The sequence below is a fragment of the Geodermatophilus sp. SYSU D00691 genome (assembly GCF_054050275.1).
Genome location: NZ_JBJGYZ010000022.1, coordinates 16,670 through 33,321, shown reverse-complemented (window position 1 = coordinate 33,321; position 16,652 = coordinate 16,670). Strand labels below are relative to the sequence as shown.

12 protein-coding genes are annotated in these 16,652 nt (G+C 66.1%); 9 read left to right on the top strand and 3 right to left on the bottom strand.

The features are described 5' to 3' along the window. The first annotated feature begins 79 nt into the window (after positions 1-79). Positions 80-826: a PP2C family protein-serine/threonine phosphatase gene (locus tag ACI797_RS16530; protein WP_456859821.1), complete on the top strand. Its 747-nt coding sequence runs from the start codon at positions 80-82 to the stop codon at positions 824-826. On the opposite strand, the gene ACI797_RS16525 is transcribed toward ACI797_RS16530, so the two are convergent. Together ACI797_RS16525 and ACI797_RS16520 are read right to left on the bottom strand one after the other, a co-directional pair. Further along, positions 820-2,331: a sugar transferase gene (locus tag ACI797_RS16525; protein WP_456859820.1), complete on the bottom strand. Its 1,512-nt coding sequence runs from the start codon at positions 2,329-2,331 to the stop codon at positions 820-822. The two genes, ACI797_RS16530 and ACI797_RS16525, sit on opposite strands and share 7 nt — an antisense overlap. Positions 2,332-2,460: 129 nt before the next feature. Further along, a complete protein-coding gene (locus tag ACI797_RS16520) occupies positions 2,461-3,102 on the bottom strand; it encodes an arsenate reductase/protein-tyrosine-phosphatase family protein (protein WP_456859819.1) in 642 nt (213 codons plus the stop codon). An 84-nt stretch (positions 3,103-3,186) separates the two neighbouring features. Here ACI797_RS16520 and ACI797_RS16515 point away from each other — a divergent pair, with 84 nt between their 5' ends. From ACI797_RS16515 to ACI797_RS16480, 8 genes are all read left to right on the top strand, one after another. Further along, on the top strand, positions 3,187-6,591 hold the full coding sequence (locus ACI797_RS16515; RefSeq protein WP_456859818.1) for a glycosyltransferase: 3,405 nt from the start codon (positions 3,187-3,189) through the stop codon (positions 6,589-6,591). A 210-nt stretch (positions 6,592-6,801) separates the two neighbouring features. After that, positions 6,802-7,665 carry a glycosyltransferase family 2 protein gene (locus tag ACI797_RS16510; protein WP_456859817.1) on the top strand — a complete coding sequence of 288 codons (864 nt, stop codon included), beginning with the start codon at positions 6,802-6,804 and terminating at the stop codon, positions 7,663-7,665. Positions 7,666-7,856: 191 nt separating this feature from the next. Further along, complete coding sequence (locus ACI797_RS16505) at positions 7,857-10,154, top strand: glycosyltransferase (protein WP_456859889.1); 2,298 nt, start codon at positions 7,857-7,859, stop codon at positions 10,152-10,154. After that, complete coding sequence (locus ACI797_RS16500) at positions 10,151-11,332, top strand: glycosyltransferase (RefSeq protein WP_456859816.1); 1,182 nt, start codon at positions 10,151-10,153, stop codon at positions 11,330-11,332. Before ACI797_RS16505 ends, ACI797_RS16500 begins: the two co-directional genes overlap by 4 nt. Before the next feature lie 10 nt (positions 11,333-11,342). Next, positions 11,343-12,098 (top strand): ABC transporter permease, encoded by a 756-nt coding sequence (locus ACI797_RS16495; RefSeq protein ID WP_456859815.1) that lies wholly within the window; start codon positions 11,343-11,345, stop codon positions 12,096-12,098. Beyond that, the gene (locus ACI797_RS16490) at positions 12,095-13,291 is read left to right on the top strand and encodes an ABC transporter ATP-binding protein (RefSeq protein WP_456859814.1); all 1,197 of its coding nucleotides are present in this window, start codon (positions 12,095-12,097) and stop codon (positions 13,289-13,291) included. The genes ACI797_RS16495 and ACI797_RS16490 overlap by 4 nt, the downstream gene beginning before the upstream one ends. Further along, positions 13,288-14,508 (top strand): glycosyltransferase, encoded by a 1,221-nt coding sequence (locus ACI797_RS16485; RefSeq protein ID WP_456859813.1) that lies wholly within the window; start codon positions 13,288-13,290, stop codon positions 14,506-14,508. The genes ACI797_RS16490 and ACI797_RS16485 overlap by 4 nt, the downstream gene beginning before the upstream one ends. A gap of 64 nt (positions 14,509-14,572) precedes the next feature. Next, positions 14,573-15,028, top strand: a complete 456-nt coding sequence (locus ACI797_RS16480) for a hypothetical protein (protein WP_456859812.1) — start codon at positions 14,573-14,575, stop codon at positions 15,026-15,028. A 136-nt stretch (positions 15,029-15,164) separates the two neighbouring features. Here the strand turns inward: ACI797_RS16480 and ACI797_RS16475 are convergent, their stop codons facing one another. Beyond that, the gene (locus ACI797_RS16475) at positions 15,165-16,619 is read right to left on the bottom strand and encodes an O-antigen ligase family protein (protein ID WP_456859811.1); all 1,455 of its coding nucleotides are present in this window, start codon (positions 16,617-16,619) and stop codon (positions 15,165-15,167) included. Between the last annotated feature and the right edge of the window lie 33 nt (positions 16,620-16,652).

Genomic DNA, 16,652 nt, shown 5'->3' with positions numbered 1-16,652 from the left:
CCAGCGAATACGCTTCCCGGGCTCGCCCTCGGGGGCAGCCGTCGGTCGTGGGTCGAGGACGTTGGGGACGGGAGCGTCGATGGATCTGCCGGAGCTCAGCTGGGGAGCCGCCTCGCACCCAGGACAGCGGGCCGAGAACCAGGACAGGTTCCTGGTGGCGCCGCCGGTGTTCGCCGTCGCCGACGGCATGGGGGGCCACGCCGCGGGGAGCGAGGCGAGCGCGCGGGCGGTCGCCCGCCTGACCGAGCTGGCGGGCGGGCCGGCCATCGACGTGGAGACGATCAGCGCCGCGCTCGAGCAGGCGGACAAGGACATCATGGCGCTCGGGGAGTCCTACGACGCGATGAGCCGGCCCGGGACGACGGTGGCCGGCGTGGCACTGACCGAGAGGGACGGATCCGTGGGCTGGCTGGCCTTCCACGTGGGGGACTCGCGCATCTACCGTTGGTCGCCGGACGGTGGCCTGCAGCAGGTCAGCAAGGACCACTCGGTGGTCCAGGCGCTCGTCGACGCCGGCGCCATCAGCGAGGAGCGGGCGCTCACGCACCCGCAGCGGCACATGATCACCAAGGCGCTGGGCTTCGGCGACCGCGGCGGGGCCGACTTCGAGTTCCTGCCGGCGACGGCTGGGGAGCGTTTCCTCATGTGCTCCGACGGCCTGACCGGCGAACTGGGCGATGCCCGGATAGCCGAGCTGATGGCGAACGAGCTGGACGATCAGCGCCTGGCGGAACAGTTGGTCGCCTCAGCCGTCGAGCCAGGCGCTCAGGACAACGTCACCGTGGTCGTCGTGGGGATGCCTGCGGCGGGTGCCGCCGATCAGTAGGCGCCGGACCCGCGCAGGACGGCCTTGACGGTCTTGCACAGGATCATGAGGTCGAAGGCCAACGACCAATTCTCGACGTAGCGGACGTCGACGCGCACCGAGTCGTCCCAGGACAGGTCGGAACGCCCGCTCACCTGCCAGAGGCCCGTCAGCCCAGGCTTGACCAAGAACCGGCGGCGCATGTCTATGCCGTACTTCGCGACCTCTCTGGCCAGCGGCGGACGAGGACCGACCAGCGACATGTCGCCGCGCAACACGTTGAAGAGCTGCGGCAGCTCGTCGAGTGAGTACCTGCGCAGGAAGCGCCCGACGCGGGTCACGCGGGGGTCGTTCCGCATCTTGAACAGGACGTCGTTCTTCCGGTCCTGGTCGGCGGTGAGGCGCTCGACCAGGTGGTCGGCGTTCGGGACCATGCTCCGGAACTTGAGCATGGTGAACGTCTCGCCGCACTGGCCGATGCGCTCTTGACGAAAGAGCACCGGCCCTCGGCTGGATGTCTTCACCGCTACCGCGATCGTCAACAGAAGGGGGGAGAGGAAGAACAACCCCAACAGGGCCGTGGTGCGGTCGAAGATCTCCTTGGTGAGCCGGCGGACGCCCGTGAGCTCCGGGCGGTCGAGGTGGAGGAGCGGGAGGCCGGCGACGGGACGGATGTGGACCCGTGGCCCTACGACGTCCGTTATGGCGGGGGCGACGAGGAGTTCGGCAGAGGTGTCCTCGAGTTCCCACCCGAGGCGGCGCAGGGCGGAGCCGTCCAGCCCCTGGCTGGGCAGGACGGCGACGGTGTCCACTTCGAACCGGGTCACCACGTCGGCGACCTCGTCCAGCTCGCCGAGGATGGGCAGCCCGTTGAAGGCGTCGACTTCGGGACAGTGCTGCTCTTCGGGGAGGCAGCAGCCAATGACCCGGTACCCCTGGTGGCTTGACCGCTGCAGCTGATCGTCGAGGGCGGCAACCGCAGCTCGGTGACCCACCAGGATGGTGTTCTGCAGGTAGCACCCCTTGCGGCGTTGCCGCCACAGCCAATGTCGATGCACGAGTCGCTGCAGGAGCGTGAGCAGCGTGGTCAAGGGCAGCGCAACGACGACAAAGCCACGTGCCAGCTCGACGCGAAAGGCCCAGGAGAAGGTGCCGACAGCGGCGACCAGCACGACGGCGGCGGCGAGCACCCGCCGGTATTCCTCGACCCCGACCCACAAGAACCGCTGCTCGTAGGTCCGCGCGACGACCATCGCGGGCATCCAGATCAACGGCAGCACGGCGACGATCCAGAACGGGGGGTCCTGGTCGGGCTCGAGCCGCGACCAGGAGAACCAGAAGAAGTAGCCGACGACCCCGGCGAGAGCGGCGCACACGGTGTCGAAGACCATCGCGCGGCGCACAAAATCCGCCCGCCACGCCCGCCGGGCCGCTGTCCCCTCGCCGGCGATGTTGTCGGCGAACCGGTACCACCCCTTCGCCTCTGAAGAAGGCGGCGACTGGTCGAGGACATCGCTCGACGACATCGCAGAACCCCCGTGGCGCGGACATCGTGCGGCTCACTGTGCCGCTCGGCGGTCGCACCATAACGGCAATCTCACAGGCGTGCCTCTGGAGCCGTGACGGTGGCTTTCCTCTGCACCTCTGGTCGACTGCTATAAGATTGCGATTTGCCTCTCGGGTGCCGGCGGAGCCGCAATGGCGTTGAGGAGGGCATCAACAGCCGAGCGGATGAGTTCGGCGGCACGGTGGTGTGCTTCTTGAGGTTGACCGATCGGGTCGGGGACTGAATCCTCTTCCGGGTCTACCGGTGGCACGAGGCCACGACGCAAACGAGCCGCCTCTACCAGGGCGTGAGCTCGCGGAACCGGTTCCTCCGGCAGGCCCTCCAGGTCGACCAGCGCGGAGAGGCGAGCAAACTCGCGCAGGGTGAAGGTAATGCCGAGTGCTTGCGGCGTTTCCTGCAGAATCGCAGAGCGGTGGTGTGGACTCATGCCCAAGATGAGATCGCTCTCCTCCACCTGCGCAGGTGTCAACCGGCGGCTGAGGAACTGCTCGGCCTCACCGTCCAGTTCCCATGGACGCAGCTCGCGGCGCGAGCTCGGGTGCATGTCGGCCCTCGGCGCGGCTTGGGTGCCAGCACTTCGGATGTGAAAAGCGGCTGCCTCTGCGGAGCTCAGGCGATGGACGAGCTCGTGACGGGTCAACAGTTCGGCGAAGGGTGAACGGCAGACGTTCCCCGTGCAGACGAAAAGTAGGCGGAACTCCGTTTCCGGCCGCCGGTGGCGTCCCACCATGACTCCTTAGCGAACTGCGACGGGCGGCTGCCTATTGCCCGCTGAGATGAGCGGCTTACGTGAGCTCCCCCCCATACTGGCCTGGTGGAGAAGCCCGCAGTGTCAGTGATCATCCCAGCCTGGCAGGCGGCGGCCACGATCGGTGGCACATTGGCGAGCCTCGCACGCCAGACCCAGAGCTCCTGGGAGGCGATCGTGGTCGATGACGGATCCACCGACGCCACTGCGGACGAGACGGAGAGGCTTGCCCTGCAGGACCCGAGGATCCGGGTCCTCCGAGGCCCGCACCGCGGCGCCAGTGCAGCGCGCAACACGGGAATCGCCGCAGCACGAGCCGAGTGGTTGCTGTTCCTGGATGCCGACGACGTGCTGGAGCCGACTGCGCTGGCACGGCTTTCCGCCCAGGCGTCGCAGGGGACCGATCTCATCACCTGCGGCTGGGCCAGGGTGACGCCCGACGGGCGCCGCCTTGCGGATGTTCTGCCGCCGCCACCCGGTGACTGGTTCGAGATTCTTGCTGAACGCTGCCCGGTGACCATCCACGCCTGCCTGGTGAAGCGGGACGCGGTCGAGATTGTCGGTGGCTTCGACGAGGAGTTGGTTACCTGCGAGGACTGGGACCTCTGGCAACGCATCGTACGCCGAGGTAACCGGGTGGAAGTGGTCCCGGAGGTGCTGGCGCTCTACTGCGTCCGGGTAGGAGCTGCGTCCAACGACGAGACTCGGTTCCTCATCGATGCTGTCGAAGTACTTCGTCGGGGGCATGCACCCGACCCGCGGGTCCCTGATCCTGCAGAGCGTCATCGGATGGGGAGACCCGCTTCAGAGGTCCCAACTAGGGCCTACGGCATCGCGTCCTGGCTTGCCGGGCAGGCCATCGGAGCCGGCCGCGACGCAAATGGTCTGCTCTCATTCCTCGACGGCGTGCGGGCTCCTGGACTTGAGGCGGTACTCGTTGCCGAAGCGCTCACCGCTGGGCTCGAGGTGCACGGTACTGAGCGATACTGGGATGAGGTCGGACCTGCGCTGCTCCAGTACCTTGCCGACCTTGAGATGCAATCCGGTGCCGTTGGCCTGATCGGCGAGGCGCGGCGCCATCTTGAGGGGGTTGTCCTCGACCGGACGCCTGGTCGGCCGGCGACGGCGGGAACGACTCATGCGGTCCGTCTACAACTCGGCGAAGACATCCGAGACGTGCACCTGCCATCCGCCGCAGATGTACTCCGAGCAGAGTTGCAGGACGACGGTCAGGTCCTTGGTGTCGTCACCGTCCCCGCCGTCTGTGGAGCCGTTCGCGGGCTGGTGCTGGCAGACGCGTTGGCTGCCGAACTCGGCTGGTGGATCCTGGGCCGGTATTTCGGCTCTCACCTCTATGCCGAGGGGGAGGACCACAATGCCGTAGGTTGGGTCACCTTCCTGCGCGAATTGTGGGGGCGGCCCGACTGGAGCGAGGCGGACTTCTACGACTTGCGACGTCGCGACGATGCGCCGGCGCCGCACGGTGAGTTGCAGGACGGCTGGTTGCACGTCGACGTGGCGCTCGATCTTCCGCGTCTTCCCAAGGTCCGAGGCGACGTTCCCGTCGCCGTGTCCGTCGGCGGCCGGCCGATCGGGGGGCTGCTTGTCCGCGCTCGTCGCGGACTCGGCCCGCAACAGCTACGCGCGGCGATCTCCTCCGGGTGCGGAACCGAGCTGCTCACCGCAGCCGTTCGCGAGGGCCTGCTCTTCGAGCGACTTGGGGGCTCTCTGCGAGCCCGACTCAGGGACGCGGTCAGGGAAGGCTGTGAGATCGGATCGCAGGTAGCCGTTCTCGGACGGCACCCGGCTGGGGGAGTGATGTCTCCAGCGAGTCGTCACGCGACCTTGCCTCGCGAGTGCACGGACCTGCTAGAGCCGAGTCTCGTCAGGAGCAAGCAGCCGCTCATAGGGGTGACCGCCCAAACGGCCGCGGTCCACTACGCGCCGGACGTGCTCTGGACGCTTCCTCCCCAGCCTCAACCCCTGACGGCGCCGAAGTCTCCGACGATCGGTCGCAACTTCACGCGTCATGACTTCGAGTCGCTGTTCGCCGCGGACGCGGACCCCTGGAAGTACACAACCGAATACGAGCGGACCAAGTACGAGCAAACCCTCGAGCTGATACCGAATGGTCCTATCGACGACGCAATCGAACTGGGCTGTGCCGCCGGGCACTTCACCACGTTGCTGGCGCCTCGTGTGACCCGGCTCGTAGCAGCAGACATATCCTCGGTCGCCCTCGATGAGGCCAAGGAACGCTGTCATGCGCATCCCAACGTCGAGTACCTGCAGCTGGACGTCGGCAGTGACGAGTTGCCTGGCCAGTACGACCTGGTGGTGTGCAGTGAGATGCTCTACTTCACGGCCGACCGGAAGGGTTTTCCTGTCGTTGCCCAGCGCTTGGCCAGCGCCCTCAGACCCGGCGGTCACTTAGTGACCGCACACGGCAGAGTTGTGGCCGATGGTGGGCCAGGGCCGGCTTTCGACTGGGAGGTTCCCTTCGGGGCAGACTTCATCGGATCGGTTCTAAGCCGTACCGACGGTCTAGAGCGTGTTCGCGAGCTTCGGACGCCCTTGTACTCCGTCCAGGTCTTCAGGCGGGTCGACGGGGTGCGACGCCTGCAGCGACTGCTCGCGCATCGTCGCGTCGATGTGGAGCAACGCCCCCTGACCGCAGTGCTGGAACCTGACGTGGAGCGGCACGTTCGCTGGGATGAGAAGCAGGGGAGTACCACGCACGACACCAGCATCGTCACCGAGCGGTTGCCGGTGTTGATGTACCACCGCGTGGCGCAGACGGGGTCGAAAGCGCTCAGCCGGTACCGGGTTTCCCCTCAAGATTTCGACGAACAGCTCGGGTATCTGGCTGCAGCCGGCTTCCGTAGCGCCACTTTCGACGAATGGGCAGAGGCAAGGCGACTGAACCGCGCCCTTCCGGGCCGCCGCGTGATCATCACGTTCGATGACGCGTACGTCGACTTCGCTGAGGAAGCGTGGCCCCTTTTGCGTAAATACGGGTTTTCGGCAACGTTGTTCGTGCCGACCGCCCACGTCGGAAAGACAAACGCATGGGACGCCGCTTACGGCGAAGAAGTGCCGCTTCTGGGCTGGGAGGCGTTGCGCGACCTTCGTGATGAGCAGGTAACGATGGGTGCCCACGGCCACACTCACCGCCCGCTGTCTGCACTCGCTTCGGGCGATGTCGCGCGTGAGGCTGCCCGCTCGCGTGTTGAACTGGAGAATCGCCTTCAGGTCCCGGTTACCGCAGTAGCCTATCCCTACGGACGCTTCAACAGCGTTGTCACCCACCTGCACGCAGCGTCCGGGTTCCTACACGGAGTGACTACGAGGTCAGCTCTCAGTTCACTGAAGGACCCTGCACTTTCGCTTCCACGTGTAGAGGTCATAGGCGGTGAGGGCGTGCCCTCCTTCATCCGCCGCCTGGGGGCGGATGGTGACCGACGAGTCTGACCTCCTCGAGGTACTCACCAGCGCAAGGTGTTGCACGAGCTTCCTCGGGCGGTCACGGTGATGATTGGCTACCTTTCTTGGACCTTCGCGGGGGAGGACCTTGCATGCCGAGAACATGGGTCGCGATGGAGACCTGCCGCCCGGCGCGACGGCTCCGAGCCCTCGGGTCGACGCTGAACGCATACCTGTCGGGCGGTACGTTCGTGACCGATGTCCGCTGAGCCGCAGGGGCCGACCGATGCCCCCTCCGCGCCGGCCAAGAAGCCGTGGTACCGCGCGTTGGCCTCTCGCTATCTCAACGTCCTCCCGTTGCGCGACCTTGCGCTGCGCGCCCGCCGCCTTCACCTCGCCGCCTTTTGGACGCTGTGGGAGCACTTGGAGGTGCGTCGATTGCGGCGAGAGGTAACTCCCCTCCCTACCGCGACGGTTGCGATCGTCGTCCCGACGTTTCGACGTCCGGCCCTGCTGCGGCAGGCAGTGGTCTCGGCTCTCGCGCAGACCTACCGGGACTTCGTCGTCATGGTCGTCGACGACGGCGGCGGTCAAGTTTTGGGGCTACCGGAAGATCCCCGCCTCCGGGTGGTTCGCCTCCGTCGGAACACCGGCGTACTGAGTGTGGTGAACAACATCGGAATCCGGCTGACGAGGTCTCGCTACATCTCATTGCTCAACGACGACAATCGTTGGCGCCCGCATCATCTCGAGAAGGCGGTCGAGGCTCTCGAAGGTGGCGCGGACCTCGTCTACACGGGCATGCGTCGGCATCGGGCTGACGGGTCCGACGTCGATGTGCTGGCGGTTCCCTTCAATCGTCAGACCCTGCGGCGGACGTCCTATACGGACAGCAACTCGCTCGTCGTCCGGCGCGGTGATGGCGTCCATTTCAACCGTACTCCGCGCAGCAAGAAGGACACCGTCAAGGAGGACTGGGAGTTCGTCTGGCGGTGCAGCAGGAAAATGCGGGTTCAGTTCGTCCCTGACATCACGGTGGACTACCTGATCCACGACGACAGCTATCTCACGGACTGGACGTACTTCTGGCGGCAGCGTGCCGCAAGCGGAGGGAAGCGGTGACGGGGAGTCGGTTCAGGGACGCGCGGGCCCGACGCCCGGTCGTCGTGGAACTCTCCGAGCCCCTCCAGGACGTGGCCACGGGCGGAGCGCCCTTCCTGCACGTGACAGCGCTGTGGCGCGGGGGGCCCCTCGGTAGCGTCGTAGTTCCCGCACCGCTCGACCCTTATCCCGCAAGATCGCTCCTCACCGAGATGATCCGTAGTTTCAGCGGTGCGTTGACCGATCGGCAGGTGGACGAGTTGGTCAGCGCACCGCGGGAACGCCCCACTCGGCGGCCCACAGGCACGGTCGTCGTGTGCACTCGCAACCGTCGCGACGCCCTCGCACGCTGCCTAATCTCGCTCGCCGCCCTAGTACCCGGTGACCCCCTCGACGTCTTGATCGTCGACAACGGGAACGGAGATGACGCAACGCGCGGGCTCGTCGAGAGCTACGGGTTCCGATGGGTTCACGAGCCGGAGCCAGGCCTCGATCGCGCTCGCAATCGCGGTCTGCTGGAGGCGACAGGAGAGGTCGTCCTCTTCGCCGACGATGACGTCTACGTGCAGCCCACATGGGCCCACATGCTGCTGCGCTGCTTCGACGACCCTTTGGTCGGCGCCGCCACGGGACTCGTCCTGCCGGCGGTGCTCGACACCGAGGAGCAACGGGTGTTCGAGGAGCACTTCGGGTTCGGTCGAGGCCACCACCGGCGAGTCATGGATGGGTCGCTTCAAGCCCCCACTGGGGCCGGTTCTCTCGGGGCCGGGGCCTCGATGGCCCTGCGGCGAGACCTGATGCTCGACTTCGGCGGCTTCCCGGAAGTCCTTGACGGCGGGATGCCGACCCGCGGCGGCGGGGACACGTACGGCCTCTATCGGGTGATCCGCGCGGGGTACCGAGGAGTCTTCGAGCCCCGCGCGTTGTCGCTGCACTGGCATCGTCCTGGTGGTGACGAACTTCTGCGCACGGTAACGGGCTACTCGATCGGCACCTACTCGTATCTGCTCTATGCGTTGCTACACGACCGCGATCCGTTGGCCCTGCGCGCACTGGGCAGCTGGTCGGTTGGCTGGGTAGGTCGGCGCCTGGCCCGGGCGGCGCTACATCGCGACGGGGCACCACCCCTGCACCTCGCATGGGCCGAAGTCATCGGCGCAGCGCAGACACCGCACGCCTATGTCGAAGCCCGCAGGATCGTTCGCCACCGCGGCACGTTGCTCGTGCCACGAGCCGGCCTGTCAGCGTCAGTCCCGGCGCCGAGCGTGCGTCAAGGCTCTGCTCGGACTGAACCGATCTCCGGACCCCCTGTTTCGGTCGTCATCCCTACCCGTAACCGTCGGGACAGCGTCATCCGCCTCGTTCGAGCGCTGGACGCGCAGCAGGTGCCGGCCGCCGAGATCGTCGTTGTGGTGGACGGCGATGTGGACGGCACTGCGGCCGCTGTTCGCGCCGTCAGCGCAAAGACCGACATCAGGTTGAAGGTCCACCCGACCAATCGGGGGGCCGCGGCTGCGCGAAACACGGGTCTGCAGCAGCTGACCGGTGCTGTTGTCCTGTTCCTCGACGACGACGTGGCGCCGGCCACGCCCGACCTCGTGGCCGAGCACGCCGCCGCCCATGGGCGAGTCAGCGCTGGAGCGGCCGTGGTGGGGCCGTGCTTGCCAGGGGAGGTCTCGGTCGAGTCGCCCTTCCTCCTCGGCGTGCGCAATTGGTGGATCGACCATGTTGGCCGGCTGTCGTCGGGCGGTCCGCTGGCCTTCACCGACCTCGGTACGGGCAACGTCTCCATCAGCCGCGCTGTCTTGCAGGAGGTGGGCGGTTTTCGTGAACTACCGCGCCGAGAGGACTGGGAGCTCGGGTACCGCTTGCTGCGTGCCGGCGTGCATCTCGTCTCGGCTCCTGAGGCCAGAGTGGTGCACCCGATCGACGTGAGCTTGCAGGGCTTGCTGCATGACCGTTTAGACGAGGGTGCCGGCGATCTGCGTTTCGCCCAGGACCACCCGGAAGTGGCGCACCTGCTACCTCTGTGGAGCTGGCTTGACATGGACGTCCGACGCAGGTCGCTAGTGACGGCCTTGTTCCTGGCTCCTGACGTCGGCGAGCGGGCGATCGAGTGTCTGCGGCCACTGCTCGTCGGACTCAACAGTCTCGGTGCCCGCACGAGATTCCACCGGAGGCTCGGCACCGCGATCACCATCGCCTATTGGACGGGAATCGCCCGGTCAGCGGGCAGTGAGGCCGCTTTCTTGCAGACGCTCGCCGCCGCACCGGCATGGTCGCCGTCGCGGATTGTGAAGGGACAGCCCTTCGAACTTCGGCGTCCACGGTGGGGGACACCGGATCCCGAAGCCGTGGTCCTCAACCTCACCTGGGACGGCCGGGACCTGGCTCGAGTGCCGAACCGATGGGGCGGCTTTCCCTGGTCGGATGAGGAACTTGCTCGCCGGATCCGTACGGGCGTGCCCCTTGAGCGTCTGGCCTCACTCCTGCACGAGGTGCGCCGGTGAATCTTCCGTTCGTCGCGGACCTCGATCTGCGCGAGTCAACGCCCCCGGACCTACCCGACGACCGTCCGGTGCACGGTTTGCTCTGGTGGGGAGACCACGTGCTCGGACAAGCGACCCTTGCTCCAGGAGTCCACCGCTGGGAGGACCTGAGAAGGGAGTTCACCGGGCGGCTGCAGACCCGGGTGACGGCTCTGGAAAGCCTTCGAGCCGAGCCCCCGCCCGACAGCGCTGAACCCCGTCATATCACAGTCGTGGTCTGCACCCGCGAGCGCCCAGACTTGCTCGCCGGCTGCTTGGAGGCGGTGCATGCGCTCGACCCGGCGCCTGCCGAAGTTGTCGTCGTGGACAACGCGCCGCGGACGCAGCGGACGGCCGACTTGGCGGAGCGATGGGGAGCCCGCCGTGTCGTCGAGCCGCGGCCGGGGCTGAGTCATGCACGCAACGCCGGGTGGCGAGCCGTCCGAACTCCGATCGTTGCCTTCACCGACGACGACGCGCGGCCGCATCGTCGGTGGATCGCTGCGCTGAGTCAGGGCTTTGTCACCGCAAGCGTCGGTTGCGTGACCGGCCTCGTGGCGGCTGCTGAGCTGATGACCCCTGCACAGCGCCTCTTCGAAGGCAACGGCGGGATGGGAAAGGGGTTTGACGCGCGGCTGTTTTCGGCCGACACAGTGGGGCTTCAGGGCTGGCTCGTCGGAGTGGGCGCCAACATGGCGTTCCGGACAGTCGCACTAGAGGAGATCGGCGGCTTCGATCCCCATCTGGGCTCCGGCACGGTCACCCGGGGGGGCGAGGACCTCGACATCTTCGTGCGGCTGTTGGCCGGCGGCGGCGCAGCGATGTATGCACCCGATGCAGTCGTCCGCCACGTTCACCGGCGCGACCTTCCCAGCCTCGTCCGGCAGTACCGGGACAACGGCTTCGCCTACGCCGCCCTGCTGCGCAAGTACGAACAGTCGGGGGGAGTCCTGAGCACCGCGGCGGTGCGCGAGCGCACCCGGTGGCGGCGGCAGCGGCACGTGCGATCCCTGCTGGGGTCGGTCCGCCGCCGAGAGGGGGCCCGCTTCCTGGAGATCATCTGTGAGATCAGCGGCAGCCTCGGGGTGGCAGCTGCCTACGGGGAGACCCGGGCGCTGGCAGAGAACCGTTCTGTGCTCGGTGGCTCGCGTGCGCACTAACGCGTCCTCGATGCGGCACTCCGTCGATGTGGTCACCCACCTCGTGCTACGGGAGGTCCATCTTCGCTACCGCCGCTCGCTGCTCGGTTGGCTGTGGTCGGTGGCGCAGCCGCTGGCACGCTTCCTCGTACTAGCCTTCGTCTTCACCGCCGTTCTGCCGCTCGACGTCCCCAACTACGCGGTGTTCCTCTTCGCGGGTCTCATCGGGTGGACGTGGTTCAGCGCTGGAGTGGTGTCCGCAACATCGAGTGCGATCGAGCGCCGAGACCTCCTGATGCGTCCTGGGATCTCTCGCATGCTCGTCCCTGTCATCAGCGTCCTCACCGACGCTACGGACTACCTTGCCGCCCTGCCTGTGCTCGCGGTGATCCTGCTGATCTCGGTAGGAAGCATCCCTGTGACGTGGTTGCTCCTCCCGATCGTGCTGATCCCGATGTTCCTCCTCACGTTGGGGCTCGGGTATGCGCTGTGTGCGGCGAACGTATACCTCCGCGATGTGCGACTCGTGGTCGGCATCGCGACCCTGCTGGGGTTCTATGTCACGCCGGTCTTCTACCTGCCCGAGCAGGTCCCGGAGAAGTTCCAATGGGTGGTCGACCTCAACCCGGTGGCCGCTCTACTTGAGGTCCAGCGGGACGTCCTGGTCGACGGAGTCGTGCCGCCGTTCGGACAATTGCTCGTGACCTATCTCGTGGGCGCGCTGGCGCTTCTCGTCGGCGCAGTCATATACCGGCGCGCCAGCCGAACGTTCGTGGACGAACTGTGAGCGCATCCGGTCGTGCGGTCATCGAGGTGCGTCACGTCGGCAAGTGCTATCGGCGCTCCTCCGGCGGGGGCGGGGGGTCACTTCGCAGCCTGGGCGAGCTGCGATCGCGTTCGCCCCACTGGGCCTTACGGGACGTCTCGCTCACTGTGTGGGAAGGGGAGGCGCTCGGCATCATCGGGGTCAACGGGGCAGGCAAGTCCACACTCCTGCGCCTGTTGTCCGGACTCACAGCTCCGACTCGTGGATCGATCGTGCTGCATAGTCGGATCAGCGGACTGTTGACGTTGGGCGAGAGCTTCCAGCCGATCCTCTCGGCCGAAGAGAACGCGCTGACCGCGGCCATCCTCGCCGGCCTCACGCGGCGGCAAGCCCGAGAACGCCTTGCGGAGATCGCCGCCTTCGCCGAGCTCGAAGAGGTGATGGACCAGCCTCTGCGGACCTTCAGTGACGGGATGCGCCTAAGGCTCGCTTTCGCTGTCTCGATCAGTGTGGATCCCAGGGTCCTGCTCATCGACGAGGTGCTGGCAGTAGGGGACCTGCGGTTCCGGCAGAAGTGCCTCGACCGGCTCACCGAGCTGCACCAGCAGGAGTCCGTGACTGTCGTGCTCACGTCCCATGAACTCGAACAGGTGGAGGCCATGTGCACGCGAGCTGTGTGGCTGTCGGACGGCGTGGTGGCGGCCGAGGGGGCGCCTCAAGACGTGACGACCGAGTACCGCCGGTCCCTGCGAGCAGCAAGCGGTGCGATATCGGTCGACGAGTCTGGGCTCGAACGGCAGGGAGACCGCCTCGTCGAGATCACCGGGGTGCGGGTCGGCTCGGTCCAAGGGCTCGAAGGAGCTCTACTGCAGCGCGGTGAGCCCCTCGCGCTCGAACTCGACTTGGTGGCCCACGAGCCGGTGCCGGAGGCCGTCGTAGGCATCAGCGTCTTCACCGACGACGGCGTCCTCTGCTTCGACGTGGCTTCGCTCTATGACCGCCTGTTCATCGGCCCGCTCGATGGCAAGCACACGGTGCAACTCGCCATTCAGCGTGTGGACCTCGCGCCCGGGACCTATTGGGTCGAGGTGGGAGTCTACGGCGCCGACTTCAGCCATGCCCACGACGTGCACAGTGGTGCCTACCATTTCCAGGTCTCTGGCCGCCGAGCCCGCGGGGTGATGGATCCGCCGCGCCAGTGGCGACTTCTATGACAGATCCCGACGTAAGCATCGTCATTCCCACCCGAGCCCGTCGGCAAGCGGTCTGCGGCCTCGTCGAGGCGCTGCAGCATCAAGAAGGGGTGAACTTCGAGATCATCGTCGCGCTCGACGGCGATATTGATGGAACCGGTTCGGCCCTGGAGGGCCTGGAGGTGGCGCGTCGGCCGGCGCTCGTGCGGCTCGCCTCACCCAGTACTGACCCACATCACGGGAACGGCGCCGGAACTACCCGCAACGCCGGAGCCGCCCGCGCGGCCGGGAAGGTCTTGCTCTTCCTCGACGATGACGTCGCCCCCAAGACCCTCAACTTGGTGGCTCTGCACCTGAGCGGGCATGCCGACGGCCAGCGCCGTGCCCTCATCGGGACCATCATGGCCGAGCCCCCGGGCACTGGCACTTTCATGGAGCGAGAGATCGTTCGGTGGTGGCGTCGCCAGACGACTCATATCGAGAGCAGCAGCGAGCTCCGATTCACCGACATGGCGACGGCGAATCTCTCAATCAGTCGAAACTTGTTTGGGCAACTGAACGGCTTTCGAGCTATGGCTAGGCGGGAAGACTTCGATTTCGGCCTCCGCCTGCTTTCAAGTGGGGTTGAACTCGCGTACTGCAATGGCGCCGCGGTAGGGCATCGTTTCGACACGGACCTGCGTGCTTATCTCCAGGACCTCGTTCGCGAGGGCGCGGGTGACGCTGAGTTGGCTGAAGACCATCCGGGCGCCATCGGATCCCTGCCCTTGGATCTCTATCGGCACGTCGACGGATCGCGGCGGAAGCTTCTCGAGATGGCCTTTCTCGGGCGCGCCGAGTCCATGGTTACCCTCGCGGCGTACACGGCACTTCGAACCCTGGAACAGGCCCGACACGAGTCAACTTGGCTCCGAGTCCTTCAGCGGGCAACGGTCCTGCGCTACTGGGTGGGTGTCGGGCGGCGCCTGCGATCACTGGATCGGCTCAAGGTGGTACTGCATCGCGCAGATCAGATAGCGCGGGACGCTCCGGCGTACGTGGACATAAACACGGGTCGTTATCGTCTGCCCGGCCCCGCAGAACCGTGCGACGTACGTGTGCTTCGAGACGGGCATCCGCTGGGAACCGCGCCCTTGCGGTGGGGCGGGCTACCGTTTGCAGAAGAAGTCTTCCTTGCTCGAATAGACCGAGCTTATCCAGCTTCAGTAACCCGACCGCGCTGGGATCGTGACATATAGCCGCGGATATGCCGTTTGTGCACCCCGAGCAATCGCAGAGCGAGAAAGGGCATGGTGAGACAGCATGAAGCCTGAGGCTCTGTGGTACTGGTCAACAATCCTGCATCGACACGGATTTACCCCCTTGGCCAAATTGCTCAAGGCGGTCAACTTTGTTCTATACAAGGCTGTCCTGCCTTATGAATGCGTGGTGCCTCGCGATATCGTCCTATGGCATAAGGGGCTGGGGACCGTGATACACCCCAACACCGTCATCGGCAGAGGTGTTCGCATCAGTCACAACGTCACGGTCGCTGCCGGCACCTGGCGCATCGGCGACGGCGTCAACGTGACGATCGAGGACGGTGTCGTCCTGGGGGTGGGCTCGGTCGTCATCGCACGTGAGGGGCAACCGTTGCGACTGGGTCGCGGCACCGTCGTGGGCGCGAACGCTACGGTCACGCGCGACGTCCCGCCGCGCTCTCGAGTCTTGGCAGGCCGTTCCACCATTGTTGGGGGAGGCTCGTCGGAATCGGACTGACGGATGACGGGACCGGCTTAAAGCACGCATGTCCCGCGCGAGCCATTGAGCACCACGCTTTGACCTGTTCAACTGCGCCACAACCGGGTTGTGTGCAGCAACAGGCGGTGCGCAAGCCGAGGCGGAACGTCGACCCTTAATGTTCAGGCGTCGAGAGCCTTCCTCCCACCGAAGCCGGTCGAAAAGTCTCTTCTCTCGGGTAGGCCTGCAGCGTCGCCAGTGCTCCAAAGACAATGCCGATCGTCATGGCCCCTGAGGAGTCGGGTCCATTGGGAAGTGGCGCCACGAAGCAGACGGCCAAAAGCCCTGCAGCGGCCGCAGCTAGCGCAGTTCCTTGGGCTGTGGGGTGCACGGCTTGGCGCAGCAATAAGGGGATTGTCACATACAGCCATGCCAGCAGCCCGAGAGCACCTGCCTTCACCCAGACCCACAGATAAAAGTTGTGGATATAATACCGGCCCTTCGTTGCCGTGAACGAATCGGCGGCGCCATAGCCCGAACGGTAGGCGTAGCCCATGCCGTGCCCGACAATGGGCGACTCGGCGATAGCTTCGCGAGCGTAGAACTCCTCCGCCTCTCGGGACAACGCCGACGAATCGAGGCGGCGTACCTCGTCGTCCAAACCGCCGATCACCACTCGGTCGTAGTAGGCGCGGGCCTGCAGGGAGGCCCAATCGGCACCCGGCACGTGAGCCGCACCGAGTACCCCAATAACTCCCGCGAAGACTACGGCCGACAGTGCCGCGCGCCCCAATCCTGCCATTGTGACACTGGAACGCTCGATCACTAGCGCCACGACAACTGCTACCGCAAGGGCTAAGATTGCATTACGGGAGAATCCAAGGAAAGTGATCAGTAGGGCGGGAACCAAGTACGGGGCGACCGCAGCGATTGATGCCCGCCGCGTCAGCATGACTGCGAGGCAGGCGCAGAGGACTGCAAGGGCGAAATGGGTAGCCGCCGTTAGCAGGCGAACCGCTGCGGTGGCTTCTTGGGCGCCGCTGATGAACAGCGCTGCAGACTCGGCGCGCCCGTTGAGCGGTAGTCCAGTCGAAGAACCGAGAGCCGTGAAGACAGCCGAGACCCAGAGAGACCACTTGATGCTCGTTAGAAGTTCGGGCATGGCGCCCGCCCGCATCAGGGCTGCAGCCACGAGCATTGCTGCACAAACGGTGATGAGACCTCGTGAGTCACCGATGATCTCGATTACGGGGTGGCCACGGAAGAAGCCGTACGTGGCGGCAGTGACCACGACAAGAATCAGCACGCCAACTCGACGGAGAGCCGACAATCCCGGCGAGTACTTCCACAGAACATAGGCAGTCGCTACGTAGAGGAAGGGCTCGTATGTGTAGACAGTGGTTGGCCCGACCTGCACAGCATACGGAATGGTGGAGGGGAAGGTTGTGACGGCAAGCCACAGGGCAGCGTGGACGCTCAGCATCGGGCGCCATGTGAGGACGCCAATTACCGTCAGTAGCGCACCCAAGCCGACCGTCAACGACGGGGCTGCGATGATGCCCGCACCGGCTGCCGCGGCGACGACAGCCGTCGCACCTACGGTCGACGTCCTGGCTACAGAGGCCTGCACAGTGCCGACCGTAATCCCGGCTCCTCGAGCCAA